The 23,056-nt window shown below is 59.7% G+C and carries 26 protein-coding genes; 17 read left to right on the top strand and 9 right to left on the bottom strand.

From position 1 onward, the window contains the following. Positions 1 to 294 precede the first annotated feature (294 nt). A complete protein-coding gene (locus MOP44_RS10910) occupies positions 295 to 2,757 on the top strand; it encodes an ABC transporter permease (protein ID WP_260796065.1) in 2,463 nt (820 codons plus the stop codon). Between the two features lie 188 nt (positions 2,758 to 2,945). After that, a complete protein-coding gene (locus tag MOP44_RS10905) occupies positions 2,946 to 4,613 on the top strand; it encodes a PA14 domain-containing protein (protein WP_260796064.1) in 1,668 nt (555 codons plus the stop codon). A 4-nt stretch (positions 4,614 to 4,617) separates the two neighbouring features. Here MOP44_RS10905 and MOP44_RS10900 read toward each other — a convergent pair whose 3' ends face one another. The 3 genes from MOP44_RS10900 to MOP44_RS10890 all read right to left on the bottom strand — a co-directional run bounded on the left by MOP44_RS10900 (position 4,618) and on the right by MOP44_RS10890 (position 6,351). Next, positions 4,618 to 5,139, bottom strand: a complete 522-nt coding sequence (locus MOP44_RS10900) for a hypothetical protein (protein WP_260796063.1) — start codon at positions 5,137 to 5,139, stop codon at positions 4,618 to 4,620. A 100-nt stretch (positions 5,140 to 5,239) separates the two neighbouring features. Further along, positions 5,240 to 5,824: a TetR/AcrR family transcriptional regulator gene (locus tag MOP44_RS10895; protein ID WP_260796062.1), complete on the bottom strand. Its 585-nt coding sequence runs from the start codon at positions 5,822 to 5,824 to the stop codon at positions 5,240 to 5,242. Positions 5,825 to 6,021: 197 nt separating this feature from the next. Beyond that, complete coding sequence (locus MOP44_RS10890; RefSeq protein WP_260796061.1) at positions 6,022 to 6,351, bottom strand: hypothetical protein; 330 nt, start codon at positions 6,349 to 6,351, stop codon at positions 6,022 to 6,024. A gap of 258 nt (positions 6,352 to 6,609) precedes the next feature. Between MOP44_RS10890 and MOP44_RS10885 the strand changes: the two genes are divergently transcribed. The 5 genes from MOP44_RS10885 (at position 6,610) to MOP44_RS10865 (ending at position 9,971) form a co-directional block, all read left to right on the top strand. Further along, positions 6,610 to 7,638, top strand: coding sequence for an SMP-30/gluconolactonase/LRE family protein (locus MOP44_RS10885; RefSeq protein WP_260796060.1), 1,029 nt, complete (start codon positions 6,610 to 6,612; stop codon positions 7,636 to 7,638). Positions 7,639 to 7,827: 189 nt separating this feature from the next. Then, positions 7,828 to 8,040: a hypothetical protein gene (locus MOP44_RS10880; RefSeq protein WP_260796059.1), complete on the top strand. Its 213-nt coding sequence runs from the start codon at positions 7,828 to 7,830 to the stop codon at positions 8,038 to 8,040. A 266-nt stretch (positions 8,041 to 8,306) separates the two neighbouring features. After that, positions 8,307 to 8,510 carry a hypothetical protein gene (locus MOP44_RS10875; protein ID WP_260796058.1) on the top strand — a complete coding sequence of 68 codons (204 nt, stop codon included), beginning with the start codon at positions 8,307 to 8,309 and terminating at the stop codon, positions 8,508 to 8,510. Positions 8,511 to 9,470: 960 nt separating this feature from the next. Continuing rightward, complete coding sequence (locus MOP44_RS10870) at positions 9,471 to 9,668, top strand: hypothetical protein (RefSeq protein WP_260796057.1); 198 nt, start codon at positions 9,471 to 9,473, stop codon at positions 9,666 to 9,668. A gap of 93 nt (positions 9,669 to 9,761) precedes the next feature. Further along, entirely contained in the window at positions 9,762 to 9,971 is a 210-nt protein-coding gene (locus MOP44_RS10865; protein WP_260796056.1) for a hypothetical protein, read from the top strand. Positions 9,972 to 10,047: 76 nt separating this feature from the next. On the opposite strand, the gene MOP44_RS10860 is transcribed toward MOP44_RS10865, so the two are convergent. Beyond that, positions 10,048 to 10,230, bottom strand: coding sequence for a YodC family protein (locus MOP44_RS10860; RefSeq protein WP_260796055.1), 183 nt, complete (start codon positions 10,228 to 10,230; stop codon positions 10,048 to 10,050). A 208-nt stretch (positions 10,231 to 10,438) separates the two neighbouring features. On the opposite strand from MOP44_RS10860, the gene MOP44_RS10855 reads away from it, so the two are divergent. The 4 genes from MOP44_RS10855 (at position 10,439) to MOP44_RS10840 (ending at position 12,392) form a co-directional block, all read left to right on the top strand. Then, positions 10,439 to 10,621, top strand: coding sequence for a hypothetical protein (locus MOP44_RS10855; RefSeq protein ID WP_260796054.1), 183 nt, complete (start codon positions 10,439 to 10,441; stop codon positions 10,619 to 10,621). A gap of 95 nt (positions 10,622 to 10,716) precedes the next feature. Next, entirely contained in the window at positions 10,717 to 10,896 is a 180-nt protein-coding gene (locus MOP44_RS10850; protein ID WP_260796053.1) for a hypothetical protein, read from the top strand. A 260-nt stretch (positions 10,897 to 11,156) separates the two neighbouring features. Continuing rightward, positions 11,157 to 11,534 (top strand): response regulator, encoded by a 378-nt coding sequence (locus MOP44_RS10845; protein ID WP_260796052.1) that lies wholly within the window; start codon positions 11,157 to 11,159, stop codon positions 11,532 to 11,534. Between the two features lie 555 nt (positions 11,535 to 12,089). Beyond that, the gene (locus MOP44_RS10840) at positions 12,090 to 12,392 is read left to right on the top strand and encodes a hypothetical protein (protein ID WP_260796051.1); all 303 of its coding nucleotides are present in this window, start codon (positions 12,090 to 12,092) and stop codon (positions 12,390 to 12,392) included. Between the two features lie 70 nt (positions 12,393 to 12,462). Here MOP44_RS10840 and MOP44_RS10835 read toward each other — a convergent pair whose 3' ends face one another. From MOP44_RS10835 to MOP44_RS10825, 3 genes are all read right to left on the bottom strand, one after another. After that, positions 12,463 to 12,660 carry a hypothetical protein gene (locus MOP44_RS10835; RefSeq protein ID WP_260796050.1) on the bottom strand — a complete coding sequence of 66 codons (198 nt, stop codon included), beginning with the start codon at positions 12,658 to 12,660 and terminating at the stop codon, positions 12,463 to 12,465. 212 nt (positions 12,661 to 12,872) lie between these two features. Beyond that, a complete protein-coding gene (locus tag MOP44_RS10830; RefSeq protein ID WP_260796049.1) occupies positions 12,873 to 13,076 on the bottom strand; it encodes a hypothetical protein in 204 nt (67 codons plus the stop codon). 392 nt (positions 13,077 to 13,468) lie between these two features. Further along, positions 13,469 to 13,624, bottom strand: coding sequence for a hypothetical protein (locus MOP44_RS10825; protein ID WP_260796048.1), 156 nt, complete (start codon positions 13,622 to 13,624; stop codon positions 13,469 to 13,471). 801 nt (positions 13,625 to 14,425) lie between these two features. On the opposite strand from MOP44_RS10825, the gene mtaB reads away from it, so the two are divergent. From mtaB to infC, 4 genes are all read left to right on the top strand, one after another. Next, on the top strand, positions 14,426 to 15,811 hold the full coding sequence (mtaB, locus tag MOP44_RS10820; RefSeq protein ID WP_260796047.1) for a tRNA (N(6)-L-threonylcarbamoyladenosine(37)-C(2))-methylthiotransferase MtaB: 1,386 nt from the start codon (positions 14,426 to 14,428) through the stop codon (positions 15,809 to 15,811). Between the two features lie 286 nt (positions 15,812 to 16,097). After that, positions 16,098 to 16,433, top strand: a complete 336-nt coding sequence (locus MOP44_RS10815; protein ID WP_260796046.1) for a hypothetical protein — start codon at positions 16,098 to 16,100, stop codon at positions 16,431 to 16,433. Positions 16,434 to 16,564: 131 nt separating this feature from the next. Further along, positions 16,565 to 17,011, top strand: a complete 447-nt coding sequence (locus tag MOP44_RS10810) for a hypothetical protein (protein ID WP_260796045.1) — start codon at positions 16,565 to 16,567, stop codon at positions 17,009 to 17,011. Beyond that, positions 16,902 to 17,759 carry a translation initiation factor IF-3 gene (gene infC, locus MOP44_RS10805; RefSeq protein WP_313901072.1) on the top strand — a complete coding sequence of 286 codons (858 nt, stop codon included), beginning with the start codon at positions 16,902 to 16,904 and terminating at the stop codon, positions 17,757 to 17,759. Before MOP44_RS10810 ends, infC begins: the two co-directional genes overlap by 110 nt. A 178-nt stretch (positions 17,760 to 17,937) precedes the next feature. Here infC and MOP44_RS10800 read toward each other — a convergent pair whose 3' ends face one another. Continuing rightward, on the bottom strand, positions 17,938 to 18,414 hold the full coding sequence (locus tag MOP44_RS10800) for a DUF1761 family protein (RefSeq protein WP_260796044.1): 477 nt from the start codon (positions 18,412 to 18,414) through the stop codon (positions 17,938 to 17,940). A gap of 583 nt (positions 18,415 to 18,997) precedes the next feature. Between MOP44_RS10800 and MOP44_RS10795 the strand changes: the two genes are divergently transcribed. After that, positions 18,998 to 19,975, top strand: a complete 978-nt coding sequence (locus MOP44_RS10795; RefSeq protein WP_260796043.1) for a family 43 glycosylhydrolase — start codon at positions 18,998 to 19,000, stop codon at positions 19,973 to 19,975. Between the two features lie 86 nt (positions 19,976 to 20,061). Continuing rightward, on the top strand, positions 20,062 to 22,236 hold the full coding sequence (locus tag MOP44_RS10790) for a S9 family peptidase (RefSeq protein WP_260796042.1): 2,175 nt from the start codon (positions 20,062 to 20,064) through the stop codon (positions 22,234 to 22,236). A 47-nt stretch (positions 22,237 to 22,283) separates the two neighbouring features. Here MOP44_RS10790 and MOP44_RS10785 read toward each other — a convergent pair whose 3' ends face one another. Continuing rightward, entirely contained in the window at positions 22,284 to 23,045 is a 762-nt protein-coding gene (locus MOP44_RS10785) for a DUF429 domain-containing protein (RefSeq protein WP_260796041.1), read from the bottom strand. Positions 23,046 to 23,056: the final 11 nt, after the last annotated feature.

Here is a 23,056-nt window from a genome sequence, read left to right as displayed (position 1 = left end):
GAATGACGCGGGACTCTCAAGTTTCAGTATATCGTCCAGTTCGTAGCGACGATCTCCCGCGCCTCCCGCCAATGAGTACGTCGCTCCTGATCGCATCAACCGACCTCCAATTTGCCTGCTCTACACGTCCGCAAATGAACATGCGCTTCTATAAGCGGACACCCATCCACGGGAAGAGCAAGGAATTGTGATTGACATCACCGAATTGCCGGTAATGCAGCACGATTGTTGGCGATCAACGTGCATTTCACTCTTCTGAACGCTACAGTCGAAGCCTGTAGCAAGGTGAAGAACATGCGTGCATTCCTGCTGGACGTCCGCTACGCACTCCGCCAGTTGCGAAGATCGCCAGGCTTCACATTCACGGTAGTGCTGATGCTTGCGCTCGGTATCGGAACGAATACCGCGGTCTTCAGCGTGATGAATGCGGTTCTGTTCGAGTTGTTGCCGGTCAGCCGAGGTCAAGGGCTGAGGCACGTGCGAATGGCCAACGGACAGGGATCCGCGGGAAGCAGTTCGAATACCGGGGACAGCAATACAGCCTTCACTGAAGCGACTTTCGAGGCGCTCAGGTCGCGTACCGATGTATTCGAAGAGTTAATTGCGTATGTACCGCTCGCTCTCTCGAAAGTCGCGGTGCGCCACGGAGAGCTTCCTGAGGAGGCTACAGGAGAAGAGGTCAGCGGCAACTTCTTCTCGGGGCTGGGAGCGCGCATCGAGCGCGGCCGCGGATTGACGCTGGCCGACGAAAAGACCCACGCCTCTGTCGTTGTTCTCAATTACGACTTTTGGACCAGGAGCTATGCGCAGGACCCAGAGGTGGTGGGACAGACACTCTACATAAAAGGGGTCCCCATGACGGTGGTGGGTGTGGCGACACACGGCTTCGAAGGCGTGGAACCCCTCGTCGCGACAGATTTCTGGATTCCGTTGCAGAATGTCCCCGCGCTCAATGCCTGGGGGGCGCCCGCGGACGTGTTTACCCTCTACGGTTCGCCGCGGTGGTGGTGCGTGAGGATGATCGCCCGATTGCGCCCCGGAGTGACTTCGATGCAGGCCCAACAGGCGCTCGCCGGTACCTTCGGCGAGGTCGTGCGGCAGGCTGTGGGTCCGGTAGATCCTACGAAATGGAAGCCCCTGTTGGACTTTGTACCCGCGCGCGGCTTAGGCGTTCATAGTGACGAAGCTCACGAGCCGGCGCGGATCATGATGGCTTTGGTCGGGTTGGTGCTCGTGATCGCATGCATCAATGTGGCCATGATGGTGCAGGCTCGCAATTCGGCGCGGCAACAGGAGTTCAGCGTGCGTGTAGCCATTGGCGCCGGCCGTATCAGCATCTTCCGCCAATTATTGTGCGAGAGCCTGCTGCTCGTGAGCTCAGGCGCGGCACTCGGCTGGCTGCTTGCATTCTGGACCACGCGTCTGTTATCGGCCACGCTGCATGCCGGGACAGCATTCGATCCCGATCGGACCGTTCTCATGTTTACGCTGTTACTCTCGACGGTCGCTGCCGTGGGGTTTGGTCTCGTTCCCTTATGGAGTGCGACCCACGCGCCGGTCGCCGGGGTATTGCGCACCACCGCGGCAAACATCACGGCAAATAAAGTCCGCTTGTTCGGCAGTCGCATCTTGCTCACGGGTCAGATCGCCATTTGCCTCGTATTGCTGATGACAGCCAGCCTGCTGCTACGTACGCTGCGGAATTATGCGGCCCAGGATCTTGGAGCGCAGATGGATGGGCTGCTCGTCTTTGGAGTAACTCCGCAGGGGCAAGGAGACACACATGTCTTCTATCGCACATTAATCGACCGACTTCGCCAGGTACCCGGGGTTGAATCCGTTTCTATGGCGCAAATGCGGCCCGGCTCGGGAATGGCCAACAACGACATGGGGTTCGTGCTCGATGGCGTCATCCACAGAGGCGAGATGTTGCGTCATAACAGCGTCGGGTCAGGATTCAATCACACCATGGGCATTCCGCTTGTAGCGGGCCGTGACATCACGGACGCCGATACTGTGAAGAGTTCGCGAGTGGCGCTGGTTAATCAGACCTTCGTGAAGAAATATCTTGGCAACACGAACCCGCTGGGCCATGTGTTGGGATGGGGCAAAGACCGTTCGACAATCGTGGGCGTCGTGGCGGACAGCAAGTACACGTCGGTGGACGAGGAACAGATGCCGATGGCTTTCTATGCGCAGATGCAGGCGAGTTCGCTTGCCGCCATGCACATTGAAGTCCGCACCCGCGGAAGCGCGTTGGCTGTGCTGCCGGAATTGCGCAAAACTGTTGCCGGGCTCTACCCTGACGTTCCGCTCGAGCAGCCAATGACACAACAAGCGCAATTCGAAGAATCGTACGCCCGTCAGAGGATGCTAGCCAGCATGGCTTGCTTTTTCGGTGTACTGGCGGCACTGCTTGTGGCGGCAGGCCTCTTTGGCTTGCATTCCTTCCGTGTGAGCCGGCGCACCGCCGAGATTGGCCTGCGCATCGCCCTGGGCGCAACGCGCCCGCAAATGCTGGCCATGGTTATGCGCGAAAGCCTCTGGGTAATGCTGGCCGGCCTTGCGGTGGGCATCCCGCTCACATTCTTCGCTGCGCGCCCGCTGCAATCGATGCTTTATCAAATGTCCCCACTAGATCCTGCTAGCTTCGCTCTCGCGATTGCAGCAATGATCCTGATCTGTGTCTGCGCGGCGCTTGCGCCCGCTCGCCGCGCGGCTTCCATTGAGCCCATGCAGGCGTTGCGCTCCGAATAGGTACGCACTCGAGCGAACCGCTTGGTTGTCCAGCTCAGACATCCAATCGCCCAGTATCAAATTGAAATACCGGCGTTTCGCTCTCCCCTTCAACGAGCGCATCGCCTTGAGCGCATTGAACACATTGATCAGCGGCGCGTCATCTGCCCCTTTTCTGGACTATCATCACACCAAGCGTCATATTCATCATGCGCCGACATCTTCTTGAAGTGCTGCTTCTCGCCCTGCTGGTTCGGCCGTTGCTTGCGACTCCATTGGCCGCACAGACCGCACCAGCCGGCACCCCGCACGATCAGAACCCACAGGGCGATACGGCAATTCCCACCTTCCGTATCGTCACCCGCGAAGTCCTCGTCGATGTCATCGCCCTTGATCGACACAACAAGCCCGTCCTCGATCTCAAGCCGGACGAACTCGAGGTATCGGAAAGCACCCAACTCGAGCCGAACAAAAAGCACTCGCGCTTCTCCCGCGCGTCAACGGCACAGCGCTCGCTCGACCCGATCACCAGCCTCTCCCTGTTCGACCCGAATAATCCGGCCTCCGCGCAACGCGATACGCCTACCGGCTTTCGCATCCTGGCAAGCTGTCTTGAGCGCTCCACCGTTCACTATCTGCTCGCCATCCATCCCGGCCCCTCAGGTTCAACAAGCGGCTACCACCAGATCACGATCACCTCACGGCGCCCCGACACAAGGCTCTTCTATCGCCACCACTACTACGTCGGCCTCGCCGCATCGGCATCAGAAGCCCCAGCATTGAAGCAACAGAATGTCGACGCGCTCCTCCAGCAGTCGGCCTGCTACTACCCCGTCGCTCCGCTCTCTATCTCGCTTCATGCGCGCTTGATCGATACAGGTCGAACCGATGTGGTCCGCTACCTGGTTTCTGTCGATGCAAACTCGCTCGCCTTCCTCACTCTTGACAGCAATGGCACAGCAAGAACCTCCGCAGGACTCCAACGCAGCGTCGCGGTCGACTATGGCGCCTGCAACTTCGACGCAGACGGAAAACCTGCCAGCTACTTCCACGCGCCTCTTGAGCAGGTCCTCACCTCCGCCGACTACGCGCGGGCCCTCGATCGCGGATTCCCTCACATCCTCGAGTTCCCCGCATCATCACACATCGCACTCACGCGGATCGTTGCGCGCGATCGCGCCACCGGCAACATGGGCGCCGCCGATCTGACGCTGCCGCAACCCCAGCAACGGCCGGCTTCGCAAGCCGCGCCAGTCGCGACCAGCCAAACGAAAGACCGGCAACCGCGGGAGACATCCGGGGGCAGGGACGGCCAGAAAGCTCCTCCCGTTTGGGATCAGCCGGCTCGGGGCACTATCGGCTCCTTCGGGTCCATCGTTCCCGCAGCCCATTCGTTCTGCGGCGATGTCTACGAACTCGCGCGCCCCTCCGACCGCCTGCCTGATTTCCGCGCTCTCGATCCAATCGGCGCCATCTACACCCCGTCCCTCGACGTTCCCAACCAGTTCTTTCAAAACACAAGCGGCATTCCGGGCGTGACGCCGCGCACCAACCTCTTCGGCATCGACTATCACGCCTCTTTCTGGATTACGACTCCAGGTGAATACCGCTTCCACATGGCATCCGACGATGGAGCCCTGCTTGAAATCGATGACAAACAGATCATCGACATCGATGGATTACATGAAATGAGCGAAGGGTCCGCATCCGTTCGTCTCGAACAAGGCCAGCACACCGTCCACGTGCCCTACTATCAGGGCGCGGTGGTTTCCGTTGCGCTCCAGCTATGGATAAAACCGCCCGGCGCGAGCAACTGGGCCCTGTTCGACCTCAGGGATTACAGCCCTCCAGCGGTGACCGAAAGTCGAACCCGCTGATAGGTCAATCCAGCACAGCCCCAACAGGCCGTTGTCGCACGACCGGTTCCCGTTGAGTTTGCAGAAGTATCCGGAAAATCACTCCGTGCGTAATCAGCAGCAGCGGCACAATCAACGTCGGAAGGAAGAACGTTGCCCCCAACTGTCCCGCCAGCATCCCACCACGACCCGCTTGATAGAAAGCGCTGAGCAGATCGGCCAATCCCACGAAGTTGAAAACCCATGTTGCGGCAATGCCAGCGGCACCAGGCAGCAGCAACAGCGACACCAGCGCAAGCGTCGCCGCGACAATGTCCCCATAAGCTGCCCAATGCGCAAAGCCAGATGGCAGATCGGCTGACACCACGCCCGGAACAAGGAACGACAGTCCGATATAACGGAAGCTATGCAGCATAAGAAGAGGCCGCAAGGCCTCCTCGCGCGACCGGACGCGCAGTTCCGGCCAGATATAGCGACGAGTGACGATCCCCCACGCGACGAGGCTGAATGCGATGCTCACGAAAAACAAAATCATCTGTTGTGGCACGACGGTCCTCCTTCTGTAAAAGTTCACGCTGGTGACTGGCGGCCAACGCCAGGCTCATAGATCTAAAGAGTGCGATCGTACTCTTTGCGACGCAAAAAAATTAACGGTCCGAGAAGCACTTCAAAAACATCTTCCTCGCCGCCGCCAGCCTTTGCTCCCGCATCTCAGCATCCGTTGTAACCCGCACCATCATCAGAACACCCGCCATACTCGAAAACAGCAATCCGCAGTTCTCCATCCTCTCCTGCTGAGTGCGTCCCGGCATGAACGGCGATAGACGTTCCCGATATTCCGCCAGGAGCGCCTCAACCCTGCGTCGTACAGCTACCGGCTTTCGCGCCAGTTCCGGTCCAAGAGCCGCACGCACGCAACCGGACCCCGGCGAATTGGCATGGGCTACGCTTAAATAGCGATCGATGATCGCCCGCAAGCCCTGGCCCTCAGGCGCTGACTTCGCAGCCTCCTCCATGCCGCGTCCTGTCTCGTCCAGCGCTCGCGCCACCGCCTCGACAAACAGGTCGTCCTTGCTCTTGAAATGCCGGTAGAACCCGCCTTTCTGCAGGCCCACCTTCTTCATCACCGTTCCAATACCGCTGGTGTCCCCGCCACGCTCACGAAAAGAGCGCGCCGCCACTGACAAAATCTTCTCGTGATTCTTCGCTTTGTGTTCCAGCGAATACCGCATTGCCAAAGAGTACGCACGAACTCCTTCGCCGTCAAGCTCAGATCGTCATGGCATCCACTCGAAACACAAATTTACGAGCACGGGATTCAGCCATCTTTGTGGAAGCCATAGAAGGAACTCATCCGCACCTTAGAGAAGCCTCGCTTCAGGCCACCCACCCGATCAAGCAGCCTTCGCCTCTTGAATAACTCGCGCCTCTAATTCTGCTGCGGCCCCGCCTGCATCCAATGTTGCCCCGGCACTGCGTTCGACGTCCGCAGTCTCCGCGACGATCTCTTGAGATACGGCTGCCATATCCCCAGCATGTACTCCGCCTTCGAAAGCCAGCTCGCTTCCTCCACCGGCGTTCTGTTCTGCCGGTCCAGATCTGCAATGAAAAACGTCGCCACTTCCTCAGCCTGCTTTAAAGCCATATCAAGCGAGTTGACTTCGCCCACGGCAACCTGCGCCTTGAGAGACTTAATCAGCGCGATCTGCGCCAACACACGAGCCCGGAAAGCCGCAACCCGCTCCTTGTCATGGATCATGATGGGGGCAGCTTAACATCCGCAACAATGCAGAGCGATGCAATTTCCCCTCCTCTCCTAGTGCATAACCTGATCCCATTCCTTGCATAACCATCTGCCGCATTCCTTTGGTAACGGTAGCAAAGTAATCGCAGAAAACCAGGCCAGCACAGCTCGGCATCCTCTCGACATTCCTTCCTCGCAACAAACACCATTCCGCCCAATCAGAGCACCGTGATAAGGTGGCCCGCAGCGGATCCTTTCACGAAAGAGGCACGAATGCAGAGACGCACCTTCGTCCAAATGGCAGCCGGCGCAACCGTACTCGCGGCCCTCAAGCCCTTCGCCGGCGCTCAGGACACGAAACGCCCCACGCCCTATCCCGATCCCGCCATCGAAGTCGTCGATCCCCGCTTCGCCAAGTACCAAATCCTCAGCGCAGCGGTGGAGCGCCTCTACACCGGCGCACGCTGGGCCGAAGGCCCCGTTTGGTTCGGCGATGGCCGCTATCTCCTCTTCAGCGACATCCCCAACAACCGCATGCTGCGCTGGCTCGAGGACACCGGCGAAGTCACCGTCTTCCGCAGTCCCTCCAATTACAGCAACGGAAACTGCCGCGACCGCGAAGGCCGCCTCATCACCTGCGAGCACGACTCTCGCCGCGTCACGCGCACTGAACACGACGGCTCCATCACCGTGCTCATGGATGGCTTTGAAGGCAAGAAGCTCAACGCGCCCAACGACGTCATCGTCCACTCCGACGGCGGCATCTGGTTCACTGATCCCGGCTACGGCATCATGTCGAATTACGAAGGCCACAAAGCCGCCTTCGAGCTCCCTGCCAACGTCTACCGCATCGACCCCAAGACGCGCGTCGCCACCGTCGTCGCCACCGATCTCACCAAGCCCAACGGCCTCTGCTTCTCTCCCGACGAGAAACTGCTCTACCTCGTCGATACCGGCACTCCCAAGCACAAAGGCGACCCGTCGCCCATCCGTGTCTACGATGTTGTCGATGGAGTGAAGCTCGCCAACGGTCGCATGTTCGCGAATATGGCGCCGGGCTCTTCCGATGGCATCCGCTGCGACGTCGACGGCAACATCTGGTCAGCCGCCGGATGGGCCGGAGACGGCTTTAATGGCGTCCACGTCTTCGCCCCTGACGGCACCCTCATGGGCAAAATCCACCTACCGGAAACCTGCGCCAACCTCTGCTTCGGCGGTGCCAAGCGCGATCGCCTCTTCATGACCGCCAGCCAGTCCCTCTACTCCCTCTATGTAGGAACAGAAGGCCTCAAACTGTCTTGATGCAGGAGAGGCGCTTCACTGGCCAACCCTCCCGCCAATGTCGCGCATCTTACTTAGCGGGGAAATCTCCCGCGGGGGCGGGAGGACTCTTGGGGAGAAAACGAGCGTGGCTCTGTGCCGGATCTTACCGATATAGTCACTCTACTTACCAGAATCAGGAACATCGGCAGGCCAAAGAACCTTGTAACCATGCAGAACCGTCCCATCATTCCCGGCCAGAAGGTGCAGATTGAAGGCGTCGGCGAGATCTGCGTGGTGCTCCGCGTCGATCACCTGCGGCACCTCGCCGATCTCCTCCGCCTGGGCACCCTGCGTAAGGTGGAGACAGGCATTCCGCTGGCTCTCCTCACACCCGCGGATGACTTGCAGCAGATGGAAGACGATCTCATGATTTCCGCCTGAGCGGATTGCCTGGGGAAGAGAAGGCGCGGCTGGGGCCGCGCCTTCTCTTTGCGCAGAACCCTCGGGTTGTCCCCAGTGGACACCCCTCCTCGGCTCCGTTAAACTGTTCTCATATCGTCCTACGATAGATAAGCTTAGAACTTCGAGGTCCCAGCTGCAGTTATGCTGCGCTCCTACACTTTTTCCCTGTCGTCTGCCGCTCAAGCGGTGCTACTTGTTTCAGCCGTCCGGCAAACACTCGTTCCCGCGAGCAAGCGAGGGAACGCATGACCATCATTCCCGATATGCGCGAACGCGTTCATGTAAAAGGGCGGCGAGGCCTTTTCATCGTGGTGTCCATCGAAGAGCACACCGCCCATGTGATGGCCCTGGAGGGTGCGCCGCGGGTCGTCGCAGTGCCCTTGAATGAGATTGAGTTGGCCGACAGAATGGATCCGCGGCCACACAAAGACGAGCAGGGCTCCATATAACGGCGCCGGGGCGGGCAACTATGCCGGAATCAGCAGCGTCATAGGTCCGGGCTCACAGAAAACATACGATTATTGAAGTTCGCGCTCAAAGAGTGTGACGGATACGCCGTGCCCCTTCTTTTCGTTCGGGCACCCGGCGGTTTCGGCGGAATACTCGCGGCACGCACACATTCGGAAGTGGTGTTGGTGCACGTGGGAGTCGAATGCAAGAGGGAACGCGCATGTTGCAGCGCTCTCTGATGCGTCAGCGCATGCGCTTACGCCAAAGAATTTCGTCTCGAGCCACCAGGCCGGCCGCTACGCGGCTTTCGTCTGCTCCGATCGCGCACTCCGCGCACGCAGCAAACGCAATTCTCCGCACACCACGCAATTCCACGGGTACAGGCCGAACCAGGGCAACACGACCCTCTGGAGCAAGCCCCTGCGAGACACTCGAAATACCTCAAGGGAACCGCACACTTTGCACTGCATTTGGATAGACACCAACCTGTTTAGCTGGATGCTGGTCTTGCCACCCAGGGTTGCTCCGCGGTGCGAAATAGACCGCCTCCCCGCAGGGGGAGTGCCAGGCAACCGCGCCAGCTACAAAGCACTCTTACGGGCAGGCCGAAGTGTGAACCCTTGTTGTCATGCCGAAGTGCTTCGCGATACCATGCGGCGCGTGGAGCAAACGGCAGGCATGAGTCCGGACCATCCTGACATGCGGGAACTAAAGCGCATCTTGCTCGAGAAAATCCGCGCAATTGAAATCGGAAACACTCGAGCGTCCGGCCTCCCGAACGACCGCAATCCCTCCGATTCGTCGAAGGGATGAAATCACAACCTAGGGATGTCACGGGTAGATACTGACCGTCCGGTGGCCCTACACTGACGACCAACACTCCGCGACATGGAATGCACGAGTCGGCTAGAAACCGGCCTTGACTGTTATTCAACGCGGAAGAAGGACCGAACATGTGCATGAATCCGAAATTGAGTGACCGCCTTTACGTGAAGGGCCGCCGAGGTCTTTTCGTCGTGGTCTCGGTCGAGGATGGAACTGCCCACGTGATGGCCCTTGATGGGGCGCCGCGGGTGATTAAGGTGCGCCTGGATGAAGTCGAACCAGAGCCTGACATGGAAGCCCGGTCGCAAAAAGACGAACAGGGTTCGATCTAGCAAAACCTTTCGAATATTTGTTTTGGATCGTATTGCGACGTAAGCATAGAATCTGTGTGAGAAACTTGGGCCTCGTTTTATACGCGCTCCCCTATGTATTCTGCTCAGGCCGTTGCACAAACACTTCGCGACATCATCAAGACCCTCGAGCAAAACACGGATCTGCACCCCGAAGATCCCAGCGTGCTCGAGTTGAAGCGCATCCTCCACACCAGAATCTCCGCGCTCGAAATTGAGAACATACAAGCGCAGCCCCCCACCCCGTCCGCATATCCAGCCGGCGGCCCTCTGGACTCAAATTAGCGCAGAGCCGCAGGGCGACGGTCCTGAGGCGGAGTACAGTTTTGTTCCGGCCAGCGTATCGGCGCGGACACGGCAACTATGTGTTGCGGTGAGCGGGTTCCAGGCCGGCGGCGTCGAAGATATCGCCCCGCAGCTTTCCGCCGTCGAGCCAGCCGCAAAATACCCCGGCTTCGTCAATGCCGAGGATAACCATCGTGGGACCACCTGACTTCAATCGCACGCAAGTTCCCGGGGTGAGCGTTATTGTGTTCGAGCCCATCAATCTTCTCGATTCAGAGATGAAGTGAAGTTAGCACTTCCAAGCGTTGCCCTCCGTGACATAGCGCACTCCCACTGCTGGGAGCAGATACCTGGGGTTCCCCCGAGTGGTTATCTGCCCTTGCGATTGCGTAGATTCGCTCTACTCCCGCGCCGTCAGCGATAGGCCACTGAGCCCGGAGACAAGGGAGCATTTCAGGGGGCCTTCAATGGAAGTTCCACGGCTTTGCGACCGGGTGCGTGTCCGCGGGGAAAGAGACGAGGTCTTCCTCGTCATCAAGGTCGATGAAGAATTTCGGACGGTAGATCTGATTTCAGCGGCTGGACGCGCGATCGCGTTAGACGCAGTGCCATTTTCCGATATTGAGCGCTCACGCGGCGCGGAGACCTAAGACCGGGGCACTCCTCGGCAGAGTGCGATTCGTCACAGCTAATAGCATCCGGTCTGGTGTCCACTGAGAGCGTGACTTCCCCCTCTGAAAATTCAATGGATACCCCCCGTCTAAGCGAACGTGTGCGCGTTCGCGGACAACAAGACAAAGCATTCATCGTCATCAAGGTCGATGAGGAAGCGCGCACCGTAGATCTTGTTCCAGCATCCGGCGCTGCGCTGCAACTCAACGACGTCCCATTTTCCGACCTGCAGCGGAAGAGTACGACACAATGATTCAGAGCAGCCACCTGGTCGCCGAGTTGGGGCGAGCTGCCATGCATGCTATTCCATGAATGCAATGTAAGTTGCTCGAGTGACATAACTTAGGAACAAACCTCGGGTTATGCCTAGTTGGACCCGCCCCTCGCCCGGAGTAGGCTCAAACCATGATGCAGCGCCTGGAAGGCATCCGCTACAGCTAGCAAACTGAAGACCTCGAAATCGGACTACTTGCTTAAACCGCCTGTCAGGGATCGAACCACCGTAGGGGTTTTATGACGGAGCAGGCGGTACGTGTCCTCGTCGTCGATGACGAGCCGAATATCACATCAACTCTGGCAATGATTCTGAACATGCAGGGTTTCGAAACCGCGTCGGCCCTCTCGGGCGTGGAGGCGGTCGCACTGGCGCGTACATTCCGTCCCCACGTCGCTCTGCTTGATGTGCACCTGGGCGATATCACGGGCATCGAAGTAGCGCTGGCCATTCTCGAGACAATGCCCGGCTGTCAGATTGTTTTGATCACCGGGCTATTGGCGACTCATCGAATTCTGGATCAGGCAAAGACGGACGGCCTTCGTTTTGAGCTGCTCATCAAGCCTGTACAGCCGCCCCATTTATTGGAAATCCTGAAGCAGATGGCCGCCGCCTAGGCGAGGACATGCGCAGGCGCACCGACCATAGGTGATCTATCTGTGGTCTTTCATGGTTTGCGCGAGGCGTCCATGGTAATGACCGTCGCGTTATGCGTTCTCCGCCAGGGCCGCCGCCTGGCCGAGCATTACCAAGCATAGAAATCAAGTCTCGATGCGACGTACTCTGAAGAAGCCTAATCGCAACAATCTCTCTAACTCAGAGGGGGAGAGCTGCGGCTTGTGTAGCGGTGTTCCGCAGAATCTGCCAGTAAGTTCCTCAGTGTCGCGGCGTCTATCGCGAGTCAAGTTGATCCAGGGCAACGACTGCTACCGACATCCGTGCAATTCTGAACATCCAGCATATTTGCGTCTTTCGAGCGGCACCGAAGCACGGGCGCTTCCAATGATCTGAGCGAGCCGAGTTCAGCGCAGAGCCACTTCCACAAGTCGGAAGTAGTTCTCAGGACCCGTATTTCTCAGAATTCGCTCCAAAACTGAGAGCGAAGCATTGGATGATCTATGAGCATATGTTTGATTTGTAACGACGAAGGCGTCAGGTTCTCCTGTGAACTATTGCTGAAAGGCGCCGGATACCAAGTAATTTCTGCTAGTTCCGAACTCGTGCGAGTGGAAGAGATGCCGGATGAGGTGCAACTCGTGATCGTCGGCCCTACCGTCGAGACAAACGCAGCGTTGAGGTTAATTTCTGCAAGCAAGCAGACTCGCCCAGATGTTCGAATAATGCGCGTGACGTGGCGACGTGAATGGGAACGGGTCGGCTCCGAAGTTTCCTGCTTCTCTGAAGATGGCCCCGAACAGTTCCTGCTCCGGGTGGCAAATATGCTTGATTCGCCCGCCACTGGTGGTCTCGCTTGAAGCAGGTCCGCGGCGGTCTAGACCGCGGGCTGAGCAGTGTGCTTTCTCACCATAAGCGGCATGAGCCGGACTAGTCCTTATCCGTAACCACAACATCTTCCGATTTAAGAACCTCATCGATGGCGCGAAGGAGCTTATCGCTCCGCGCGATCTTGGCTAGGCTTGAGGCAATGGCGCCGTGGGCACTGGCGATGCTGGTGCGGCTCGATTCGACGGCTGTTTGGCTTTCAAGAATAAGCCGGCGGGAGATCACGAGCGGGTCTGTCATCGTTGCGATCTCCGCGTGCTGTCGATGCACATTCCCAAGCTTGTCACGGTTCGGTTCGTTTGTGACCTCGTGGAAATGCTAGCTAAGGGACGGCCCGCGAGGATGCCCCGGTCACGATCTGCGCAATTGGCGGGCTCAGGCGCGCTTGGCGGAAGAGCGCCTGAGCCCGGCGGCGTGTGCAACTTCTATAGACAAGTTAAGGCTTGCTCTATCTATGTTGTTGGATCGCCCTCTTCATTCTCCTCGTTCAATCTCAACACCAGCTCAAGACCCGAGACGGGCAAAACCATGCGTTGGAGCTCTCCGCGGTCGACCCAGCGGCACAACGCCATGCTGCCGTTGATTTCAAGAATCTCCATCACAGGACCACCAGACTTGAGCCGCGCGAACCCGCCGACCCTGAGCCCATCTTGCATCCCCACCCCCGTTTGGTCGCAGCGAGACACCGCGCTAAGAGAGATTACGGCCTGATGCGAGATTCAAACGACTGGGGCTTTCCCTAGGCTCGCCTGCTCAGACGGCGATAGAGCGAACACTAGGGAAGCTCCTAGTTGTTCTGGCCCGTGCGAACCAGCTAGCTTGCCTTTATTCCCTGGTCGAAACACATTCCTCCCCCGGTCGACTCAACTACCTCCCCCGGTCGACACACGAAGATTCCATCAAAGACGACTCGACCGGCCCACAGGCCCGGGCCAGCGTCTCGGGCGAAATTAGTACAGGCGCGGAGCAGTTATCCGCGCCCTTTTTCTTCCGCCACCTCTTTATCTCTTGCGCCGTATCCATGAATACCGCATTCGCGGGTGTCGGCTCAGGATGCCTTCCGGTCTAACGCGTCGCTGGGTTCGTCTGTCTGGGTTGCGCGCCGCTGACGGAAGAAGCCCTCATGGTCGCACAGGTCGCAGCGCCACGGATAAAAGCCGAGCAGCGGCAGCACGCGCTTGCGCAGCAAGCCTCTGCGGGACATCCTTTTCAAAAGCGTCGAGCCGCATTTGCGGCAAGTCATGGCGTTCGGTCGGGGACTTTGCACGGTTTTATTCTGGACACTGCCCATGGTGTTTTGTTGCGTCTGCTGCCGTGGCGATGCCTGGCGCGATCTACATCTGCTGCCATCCCAACGCCGGACAGCATCAGGTCTGAGACGGTGGCCTTGGGGTGGAGTTCGTCGGCAGTTTGCGTAGCTTTCTCTGCGCCGTTGCAAGAGCGATCTCAGCGGATCGATCGGGCACGCTCACCGCCCTCTGCCGGTAGAGCCCCTGATAATCGCAAAATTCGCAGCGCCATGGATAGAGGCCAAGGCGCGGGAGCACCTTCTCGCGGAAAAAGCCCTTGCGCGGGATTCGTTGCAGATACCTGGCGCCACACTTACGGCAGACCATGGGAAGAGACCTCCGCTGGGGCATGATGGGGGAGGGCTCTGCACAGATAATACCCTTCCGAAAGGCCTTTGAGCCTCAAGACTTCCAAAATCGCAATCGCCTTGCTGAGAGCACCTGTGATTTGGCTCACATAAGGTTAGAGTGCGCCTTACCGCGTTCGTGTTATTGCGGCCCAAGGCACTCCCCAATTTAGATGGACGCGTCCCGAAAATTGGGACCGAGCGTCTCGCGCCAATGTTCTCGGGGGAGAGCACGGCGCGGGCGCCGCTCACCAAACCAAACGCATTGGGCGCGCCAATCCGGTCGCGCCTTCTTTTTCCCCCCGGCCGCCACAGGCGACTCTCCCACCTTGCCACTCCGCCACTCCGCCACCCCACTAAAATGAAGAAGTGCCTGCCGGCTTCCACATCGAGAACTTCGGCTGCCGCGCCGCCCGCGCAGACGGCGAAGCCATCGCCGACACCCTCACCCGCTCCGGCCTGACCCCCACCCCCCCTCCCCAGGCTGAAGTCGTCGTAGTCAACACCTGCAGCGTCACCGCCGAAGCCGACCGTGAAGCCCGCGCCTGGATCCGCCGCGCCCACCGCCTCAATCCCGAAGCCCGCATCGTCGTCACCGGCTGCTACGCCCAGCGCGCCCCCCAGGAGCTGGCCAGCCTTCCCGGCGTCGCCGCCGTCATCGGCAACAGCCACAAAGCTTTAGCACCTCAAATCGTTACCAGTCTGGCCTCCGCCGCACCCCAGCCCATCAGCGACCTCGTCCCCCTTCACACCCTCGCCGGCCCCGCCATCTACGCTGACGACCGCTTCGCCCACTCCTTCCTCGAAGAAACCCAGATCCTTCCCGGCGCACAAACCCGCCCCAACCTCAAGATCCAGGAGGGCTGCGGCAACCGCTGCACCTTCTGCGTAATCCCCCAGACCCGCGGCAACTCCCGCAGCCTGCCGGAAGAAAAAGTCCTCGCTCAGGTCCGCGGATTCGTCGACGCCGGCGGCAACGAGCTCGTCCTCTCCGGAATCAACCTCGGCCGCTGGGGCCGCGACCTCCCCGAATCCTCATGCTCCTCGCTCGCGCAGCTGGTCCGCCGCATCTTCGCCGAGACCCCCCTCCCCCGCCTCCGCCTAAGCTCCATCGAGCCCATGGACTGGGACCATGACCTCATCACCCTCATGCGGGAGTTTGGCGGTGCTCGCCTCGCCCGTCACGCCCACCTGCCCCTGCAGTCCGGGTCAGACTCCGTCCTCCGCCGCATGCATCGCCGCTACCGCCCCTGGCACTACGTCGAAAAGGTTCAAGCCCTTCGCGAAGCCGCCGGACCTGCCCTCACTCTTGGCGCCGATGTCATGGTCGGCTTCCCCGGTGAAACCGACCGAGAGTTCCAGGAAACATACGACTTCATCCGTCAGCTCCCCTTCGGCTATCTCCATCTGTTCCCGTTCTCGCCCCGCCCCGGCACCCGCGGCTGGGACCTTCACCGCCAGTCCCCCGTTCCCGCCTCCGCAGTTGACGAACGCATGGCCGCCCTGCGCCAGCTCGGCCACCAAAAATCCGAAAAACATCGCGCCACCTTCATCGGTTGCACCCTCCCCTGCATCACACTCAACACACCGGATGCGCTCCGGCAAAAGAACGGCACTAGCCTATTGAGCGAGAACTTCCTGCCGATTGAGTTAGAGGGAACGCTGCCGTCTAATTCGCTGATCAGCGCGCGGATCACAGAAATCAAGCCCGGTGGAGTACTCAAAGCTGAACTCGTGTGTGACTCGCGTCACTGACGTTGGCTATGTCTTTCAGCCAACATACGAGCATCAGTTTTATTCGGGCCAAGCCTTTGCAGCCCTCTATTCATGCGGCTTTTATCAATGGTTTCAGGTAAATGGCTTTAGCTTAACTTTACTTGACACGCAACTAAAACAGGCGCAAAGTGAACTAATCTGGTGCGTGGGAATGCGGAATTCTACGGGGCCCCAGGACATTATTCAAGTACGCCATCTTACCGCTTCCCAGGTTCGACCTTAATCCCCCTAGCTAACCTCACAGATAGATTTTGAGGTAGAGCCAATGGTCGTCAGGACGCATAGCAACGGTCGCGACAACTTCGGTCTCCGCGTAGGCGCAGCCAATGCGCGGCGCTACTTCCCCCGCACCATAAATGCGGTGGAGCTGAGACTCGACGATCTGCATATCCGGTGTCACTTGCCAGAGACGTTTTGGAACGGGCAGCCGGAGATCTTCGACCCGCGGCTTTGCGAATGGCTTAAGTTCAAAGTTCTGCGGGAACGACGCAACGGCGAACCGATCCCGCTGCAGATGGTGCAATCAGGCACGAACAGCTTCACGCTGAAACCCAGCTCGGCGCCGCATCGGCAGCCCCACCGGACAATTCCGGTGGCCTGAAGCGAACCAGAACGCAGCCGGACGCCGGGCCGGCCGAAACATCAAGCAAGTTGAACGAACACCGCACAACGGGTGCAGCCACCCCCTAAATCAGCCAGGCTGCCCCGGGGCCTAGTCCCAAGGAGATGGCAATGAAGTCAACACGTGTACCAAATGAAATGGAGTCAAGGGCGGCTGAGGCCCTGGACGCGCTTCTGCACTCGGTCTCATCGATCAAAACGCGCGATATCAAATTCCAGCCCGCCCACCGCAAGACCGACATCCTTGCCGACATCAACGTGTTCGGCAAGAACCACAAGCTGGTTTGCAGCGTAGCTGACGGCCAGCCGGACGGCGTGAAGAAGGCTCTCGACAAGCTGCGCACCAGCGCGGACAGTAAGAAGGGCGACGCCACTCCCGTCCTGATTACCTCGCACCTGTCGGCGCAGGACCGCGCCATGTGCGAAGAGCGCCGCGTGGGATTCCTCGATCTCGAAGGCAACGCCCGCCTCGTGGTCGACGAGATCTTCATCGGCAAGCGCTCCGTGGGCAGCGCTGCGCCAGCCCACCATCGCTCGGCCACAAGCCTTCCTGCCTAGGTTCTCCTTTTCCTGCCTGCGCCCCGGGATTGCCGGGGCGCAACCGCAAGCAAACCAATGCTATACTCAGGGTGCGTCCCGTAAGACAGCGGCTATTCGGACCATCCAGGTCACACCCGCCGCGCGGACCCTTTGGAGGAGTACCATCGCTTTCGACAAACGAGCAGCCAAGTCCTTTATTCGCATCAATGACCGTATCCGCGCGCGCGAAGTCCGCGTAATCGACGAAAACGGCGAACAGCTCGGCATCCTGGCTCCCTTTGAGGCGCTGAAAATTGCCCGTGAGCGCGGCCTGGACCTGGTGGAAGTCTCCCCCAACGCAGTGCCCCCCGTCTGCCGCATCCAGGACTATGGCCGCTTCCTCTACGAGAAGGAAAAGAGCGAGCGCGCCGCCCGCAAAAAGCAGAAGGTCATCACCATTAAGGAAGTGAAGTTCTCGGTCACGGTGGATGAGCACGACTACCAGACCAAGAAGAACCAGGCTGTTCGCTTCCTGCACGAGGGCGACAAGGTGAAGGCCAGCCTTCGCTTCCGTGGCCGCCAGATGGCGCACCGCGAGCTCGGCTACGCCATCATCAACCGCCTCATCCAGGACATCGGCGAAGCCGGCGTGGTCGAATTCATGCCGCGCATGGAAGGCACCATCCTGCACGCCATCGTGGCTCCCAGCAAGAAGCAGGAACAGCAGCCACCCAAGCCCAAGCCGCCCGCGCCTCCGCAGCAGCAGACTGCCCCCGCCGCGCAATAACAAGTCTTCGATCTGTATGCACGAAGCCGCCCTACGGGCGGCTTCCGTCATTTCACCTACGTGAAGAACTTACCGAAGTCCGGCGCAAACCACTTCCCAAGGCACTGCCATCCTGACGCTCGAGCAAAGCGAAGGGAAAGGATCTGGAGACAAGTACAGTCGGCCAACAGATTCCACATCAGACTGTGGTGTGACGGGCTTCGACGGTTGCCGGGTCCGCGATATTGGATTCAGCTTCCTTGTAGAGCGCGCATCCGATGATGGCAGCGAAGACGGCGATGAGCAGGTCAGCACCAGTGTCGCAGATCATAAGTCGCAGAGGGTACAGGCCTTGTGCCACCTGCACCACGTGCGGCAGGAGAATCCCAAAGACCCATGCGACGAGACCGGCATAGACCGAAGTCCGAAGACCTGCACCGAAGCGCGGGCGAACGGCGGCATATACCCAGATCGTCAAGATAGCGCCAACGCACTCGGCAAGGAAGAGGCAGAGGAAGAAAGGTCCGGGATTGCCATTCGGCCGGTTGAGCGATTTCATGGTATCGAGCCATTGCTGACCTAGCCAAATCACATTGACAAGACTGTCGAGAACAAACGCTATGATTCCCCCAACAACACCGCCAAGGATCACCCGCCCGTAATTGATCTTGCCCATTACTCCTCCTTGGGGAATTGGATTTTTTCGGGAGTATAGCGGGCCACAGAGCAAGTCGCAACTCGTTTGTACATCGACGGCAGACATCGTTTAAGCGAACCTTTGGATAAGGCAGTTGGGAACGACGGCCGAACTGGGGGCGAGTGACCCCCGACTCGGAAGTTTCGGATCAGGAGACCTGACCTTTCTGCTCGTTTTCAGCCGACCCGCCGCGGATCCCCATTATCCGCACCAACCACCACTGAAAGACACGTGACAGCCGTCACCGACCTCGGCCCCTTTGATCGCGCTATTCTTCACAAAGGCCGTGCTCTGTTTGTCCTTGATCCGACGAGCGCAGCCTTTCGCAATTCAAGCGGAAGTTTACTAGAAAATTAGCTACCCCTCCCCCTGTTTTTACTTCTCCTAATCTTCGCTTTTCGGTCTCAGTTTTCCGATAACAACATAAATACAAACAACTTAACAAAATACAAAATCTCATAGGCCGAATTTGATGCCTGAATCGCAAAAGTTACATAGCAGTAAACACTCCCACGCTCTGATAATCCAGCAAATCACCTCCGCGCCGGATATGCTGGATGCCATGCGAACCTTGTGCCGCTTGTGCCTCGCACTCCTTGCGTGCCTCGCCATTCAGTCCGCCGTCAGCCAGCCGGATAAGCTCATCCAGCCCGGAAAGCCATGGATGGCCGGCAATGCCTCACTGCAAGCCCACGGCGGCGGAATCATCCAGGTCGGCAAAACCTGGTACTGGATCGGCGAGAACAAGACCCACGGCAGCTCGTTCTACGCCAACTCCTGCTATAGCTCGACAGACCTGGTCCATTGGACCTTCGTGAACGACACGCTCAAGCTCCAGGCCTCCGGAGACCTCGGTCCCAATCGCGTCGTCGAGCGCCCCAAAATCATCTACAACGCACGCACCAAGACCTACGTGATGTACATGCACATCGACGACCCGAAATATGCCGAAGCCAAGGTCGGCGTCGCCACCAGCCCGACCGTATGCGGCGACTACACCTATCGCGGCAGCTTCCGCCCGCTCGGTTTCCAAAGCCGCGACATCGGCGTCTTTCAGGACTCCGACGGCTCAGCCTACCTGCTCACCGAAGACCGCGTAAACGGCCTGCGCATCGATGCACTCTCCAGCGACTATCTCTCCGTAACCAAGGCCGTAGCCGTGCTGCCCGACATGGAAGCGCCGGCCATGATCAAGGTGCAGGGCAAATACTTCCTGTTCAGCTCCCACCTTACTGGCTGGAACACGAACGACAACCAGTACGCGACCGCTCCGTCTCCGGCCGGCCCGTGGTCGGCTCTTTCCAATTTCGCCCCCGCCGGCTCGCACACGTTCAACTCGCAGACGACCTTCGTGCTTCCGGTCCAAGGCAAAGGCGGCATCACCTACATCTACATGGGCGACCGCTGGATGCCGAAAGACCTGGCCTCCTCAACCTACATATGGCTGCCGCTCACAATCTCCGGCACCTCAGTCTCCATGACCTGGCGCGATCGCTGGTCCCTCAATGCAGCCGCAGGCACGTGGACTCCCGCACAATGACGTAAACTGCCTTCGCCGGCTTCTAGGACAGCGCTCTTCCATATTCCTGATGCCGGCGTTACGCTTCAGCGATTTATCCTTGCACCATGCTCTTCAGCCGGTTCTTCCCCGCATCGCTCTCCTTGTGTGCCGTGTTGACCGTTGTTCCTCTCGCTCGCGCTGCCGACAAGTCCGCCGAGCCGCACTTCCCCACCAGCGAAGACCTGCGCCACCTCAAGGGCATCGGCGGCCCGCAGCTCTCGCCCGACGGCAAGCAGATTCTCTTCGTCGTGACCGACACCACAGCCGACGGCGCCAAGTCCCACATCTGGATTGTCGCCGCCAGCGGAGACAAGGACTCGCTGCGCCAGCTCACCGTCTCCCCGCCGGCCGACAAGCGCGGCGAACGCGCACCGCAGTGGGCGCCCGACGGCTCCGCCATCTTCTTCCTCGCGCATCGCAACGACCACACCCAGCTCTTCCGCCTCGATCTGCGCGGCGGCGAGGCCATGCCCTACGACCTGAAGGTAATGCCCGTAGTCGACGAGTCGAAGGCGAAGAACGCCATTCCGCCCCCCGGCGCCGAGAAAAAAGACAAGAAGGCCGACGACAAGAAGCCAGAAGAGAAGCCCGAATCGAAGAAGGACGAACCGCTGGCCATCGACATCAACGGCTACGCCACTTCAAGCGACGGCAAGATGCTGGCGGTATGGGCGCGCGATCCCGAAACCCCGGGCGAGAAGAAGCAGAAGGACGCCAAGGCCGACGCCACGTGGGTCAACCACGATGAGCACGGCACGCGCCTCTATCTTGCCGCGCTGAAGGCCAACGGCCAGATCGATGGCGAACTCAAAGTAACATCTGTTGCTCCCGACGTGCGCAGCGCAACATGGTCGCCCGTCGACAACCGCCTGCTCGTCACCACCGAGCCGCCCAATGATCTCTCTGACCTCGGGCCCGCCGGCGAGGCGTTCCTGCTCGACGCCGCCACCCCCGACAAGCCGCAGAAGCTCAGCGCCATTCCGCCCACAATCGGCCGCGCCGACTTCACACCTGACGCCAACACCATCGTCTTCGCCGCGGCAACACCTGAAGACGCACCTCCCGGCTACGACGAGCTCTTTGCCCTACCGAAGCGATCCTCCGGCGAACAAGTCATTCGCCTCTCAGCCGGATTCGTCGGCCAGCTTAACGGCCAGGCACTCTACGTAACGCCGGACGGCACACTCATCGCGCAAGCCGGCATCGGAGTACGCACCACACCCGTCCGGCTCACGCTCGACGGCAGCAAGCCTCCGCAGCCCATCGACCTCGGCGCTCCCGTCATCACCGGACTCAACACCAATCGGAAGCAGACTGGCTGGGTGTGGCTCGCTGAGTCCGGCGGCCAGCCTGAAAAGCTCTGCACCGCCGCCAAGCTCGGAGACGCCTGCACCGCGCTCCCGATCCCCGAACTCGCACCCGCCGATCTGCGCTCTGTCGAACCCGAACTGGTTAAGTGGCAGAGCGGCGAGTTCACCATCGAAGGCCTGCTATACATGCCCGCGCAAGCCAAATCCGGCAAGGTCCCGCTCATCGTAGACGTTCACGGCGGCCCCTTCGGAGCCTTCGAGAACCGCCACGATCCCTTCGCCGATTTCCTCGTCGGCCACGGCTGGGCTGTACTGCGGCCCAACCCGCGCGGCTCATCGAACTATGGCGTCAAGTTCGCCGCCGCAAACAAGAACGACCTAGGCGGAGGCGACTACCAGGACATCATGGCAGGCGTAGATTACTCTCTCGCGCACTATCCGCTCGACGCATCGAAGATGGCCCTGATGGGCTACAGCTACGGCGGCGAAATGGCCGGATTCGTCGAAGGCAAGACCGACCGCTTCAAGGCCATCATCTCCGGCGCACCGGTAATCGACCAGTTCAGCGAGTACGGCACCGAGGGCGGTTCCTGGTACGACCGCTGGTACTTCGGCAAACCCTGGGAGCACATGCAAGACGCGTGGAAGCAGAGCCCGCTCTCCGGCGCCGCTCGCGCAAAGACGCCATTCCTCATCCTGCAGGGCGAAGCCGACACTACCGATCCCCTCGGCCAGGCGCAGGAAATGTACCGCGCTCTGCGTCAGGAAGGAGTACCGGTTGAGCTGGTCACCTACCCGCGCGACAACCACGGCCCACTCGCCGGCGCCATGTTCGGCCGCCCCGTTCCCGAGCCGTGGCACGGCTACGACGCAAGGCAGCGCGTGATCGAGTTCCTCAACAAAGCTTTCGGAGTAAGCGAAGACAAGTGATCAAACGGTCTGGTTTTCAAGTGATCGCCCGGAAACGGTCCCAGGCGTCAACTTGACCACCTGATCACTTGATCACGTGAGGGCCTCACCGGCAGCACGATAAATCCTTCACGCCATTGGCCGTCTTCGCGGCGCGGCGGCGTGCCCACGATGCGCGCACCGTCGTAATTTCGTGCCTCGAGCGCCAGACCCGGCAGCCCTCCGACTATGGCCTGCAACTGATCGTGATTCGGCGGCCTGTTCACTTTCAGCGGAACCAGCGCATTGAGCACCGCGAACGCCTCGGCCAAATCACTCACCCGCGCACGGCGCTTTGAGGCGAGCGGCTTCAGCCCTAACGCCTTCCATGCAGCGTACGGATAGCTCTCGACCAGCACCCGCTCCTGCCCGGCATCTGGGCCGGCAGTCGTATCGAGCCGTCGCCATCCGCGACGGCACAGTGCGTCGTACACATCCACGCAGAACTCGGCGAAGCCGCGATAGGTGATCGGCTTCACCACGCCCGGCAGTCCCGTCTTCGCCGCGGTATTCAGCAGCCGCTCACTGGTGCGTGCGTGGGTGTGGCCGTTGCTCCTCGACTTCCACGCCTGCGGACCATCGAGCATGAGCACCCGAATACCATGCACGTTACAGAAGTGATTCAGCCGTCCGGCCAGAATATCGGCCTGCACGGGCCCGGGGCCGTTGCCACCGTCGTCCCAGCTCAGAATCTCGCATTGAACTGGCGCGGTGTCGTCCGCGCCCTCGAGCACCACCAGCCCCAGGTCAGTCCAGCGGCGAAATGCCAGGTCCACGCTCATAATCGCCATACATCCAAAAC

This window comes from Occallatibacter riparius, assembly GCF_025264625.1.
GTDB classification, from domain to species: domain Bacteria; phylum Acidobacteriota; class Terriglobia; order Terriglobales; family Acidobacteriaceae; genus Telmatobacter; species Telmatobacter riparius.
Note: the sequence above shows the minus strand (reverse complement) of the source record. Positions and strands in the feature narration are given on the sequence as shown.

What these genes read in the sequence shown, in the direction of transcription:
- MOP44_RS10910 (WP_260796065.1), top strand. Translation starts at nt 295, where the DNA reads ATGCGTGCATTCCTGCTGGACGTCCGCTACGCACTCCGCCAGTTGCGA.
- MOP44_RS10905 (WP_260796064.1), top strand. Translation starts at nt 2,946, where the DNA reads ATGCGCCGACATCTTCTTGAAGTGCTGCTTCTCGCCCTGCTGGTTCGG.
- MOP44_RS10895 (WP_260796062.1), bottom strand. Translation starts at nt 5,824, where the DNA reads ATGCGGTATTCGCTGGAACACAAAGCGAAGAATCACGAGAAGATTTTG.
- MOP44_RS10890 (WP_260796061.1), bottom strand. Translation starts at nt 6,351, where the DNA reads ATGATCCATGACAAGGAGCGGGTTGCGGCTTTCCGGGCTCGTGTGTTG.
- MOP44_RS10885 (WP_260796060.1), top strand. Translation starts at nt 6,610, where the DNA reads ATGCAGAGACGCACCTTCGTCCAAATGGCAGCCGGCGCAACCGTACTC.
- MOP44_RS10880 (WP_260796059.1), top strand. Translation starts at nt 7,828, where the DNA reads ATGCAGAACCGTCCCATCATTCCCGGCCAGAAGGTGCAGATTGAAGGC.
- MOP44_RS10875 (WP_260796058.1), top strand. Translation starts at nt 8,307, where the DNA reads ATGACCATCATTCCCGATATGCGCGAACGCGTTCATGTAAAAGGGCGG.
- MOP44_RS10870 (WP_260796057.1), top strand. Translation starts at nt 9,471, where the DNA reads ATGAATCCGAAATTGAGTGACCGCCTTTACGTGAAGGGCCGCCGAGGT.
- MOP44_RS10865 (WP_260796056.1), top strand. Translation starts at nt 9,762, where the DNA reads ATGTATTCTGCTCAGGCCGTTGCACAAACACTTCGCGACATCATCAAG.
- MOP44_RS10860 (WP_260796055.1), bottom strand. Translation starts at nt 10,230, where the DNA reads ATGGGCTCGAACACAATAACGCTCACCCCGGGAACTTGCGTGCGATTG.
- MOP44_RS10855 (WP_260796054.1), top strand. Translation starts at nt 10,439, where the DNA reads ATGGAAGTTCCACGGCTTTGCGACCGGGTGCGTGTCCGCGGGGAAAGA.
- MOP44_RS10850 (WP_260796053.1), top strand. Translation starts at nt 10,717, where the DNA reads ATGGATACCCCCCGTCTAAGCGAACGTGTGCGCGTTCGCGGACAACAA.
- MOP44_RS10845 (WP_260796052.1), top strand. Translation starts at nt 11,157, where the DNA reads ATGACGGAGCAGGCGGTACGTGTCCTCGTCGTCGATGACGAGCCGAAT.
- MOP44_RS10835 (WP_260796050.1), bottom strand. Translation starts at nt 12,660, where the DNA reads ATGACAGACCCGCTCGTGATCTCCCGCCGGCTTATTCTTGAAAGCCAA.
- MOP44_RS10830 (WP_260796049.1), bottom strand. Translation starts at nt 13,076, where the DNA reads ATGCAAGATGGGCTCAGGGTCGGCGGGTTCGCGCGGCTCAAGTCTGGT.
- MOP44_RS10825 (WP_260796048.1), bottom strand. Translation starts at nt 13,624, where the DNA reads ATGTCCCGCAGAGGCTTGCTGCGCAAGCGCGTGCTGCCGCTGCTCGGC.
- MOP44_RS10815 (WP_260796046.1), top strand. Translation starts at nt 16,098, where the DNA reads ATGGTCGTCAGGACGCATAGCAACGGTCGCGACAACTTCGGTCTCCGC.
- MOP44_RS10810 (WP_260796045.1), top strand. Translation starts at nt 16,565, where the DNA reads ATGAAGTCAACACGTGTACCAAATGAAATGGAGTCAAGGGCGGCTGAG.
- MOP44_RS10800 (WP_260796044.1), bottom strand. Translation starts at nt 18,414, where the DNA reads ATGGGCAAGATCAATTACGGGCGGGTGATCCTTGGCGGTGTTGTTGGG.
- MOP44_RS10795 (WP_260796043.1), top strand. Translation starts at nt 18,998, where the DNA reads ATGCGAACCTTGTGCCGCTTGTGCCTCGCACTCCTTGCGTGCCTCGCC.
- MOP44_RS10790 (WP_260796042.1), top strand. Translation starts at nt 20,062, where the DNA reads ATGCTCTTCAGCCGGTTCTTCCCCGCATCGCTCTCCTTGTGTGCCGTG.
- MOP44_RS10785 (WP_260796041.1), bottom strand. Translation starts at nt 23,045, where the DNA reads ATGGCGATTATGAGCGTGGACCTGGCATTTCGCCGCTGGACTGACCTG.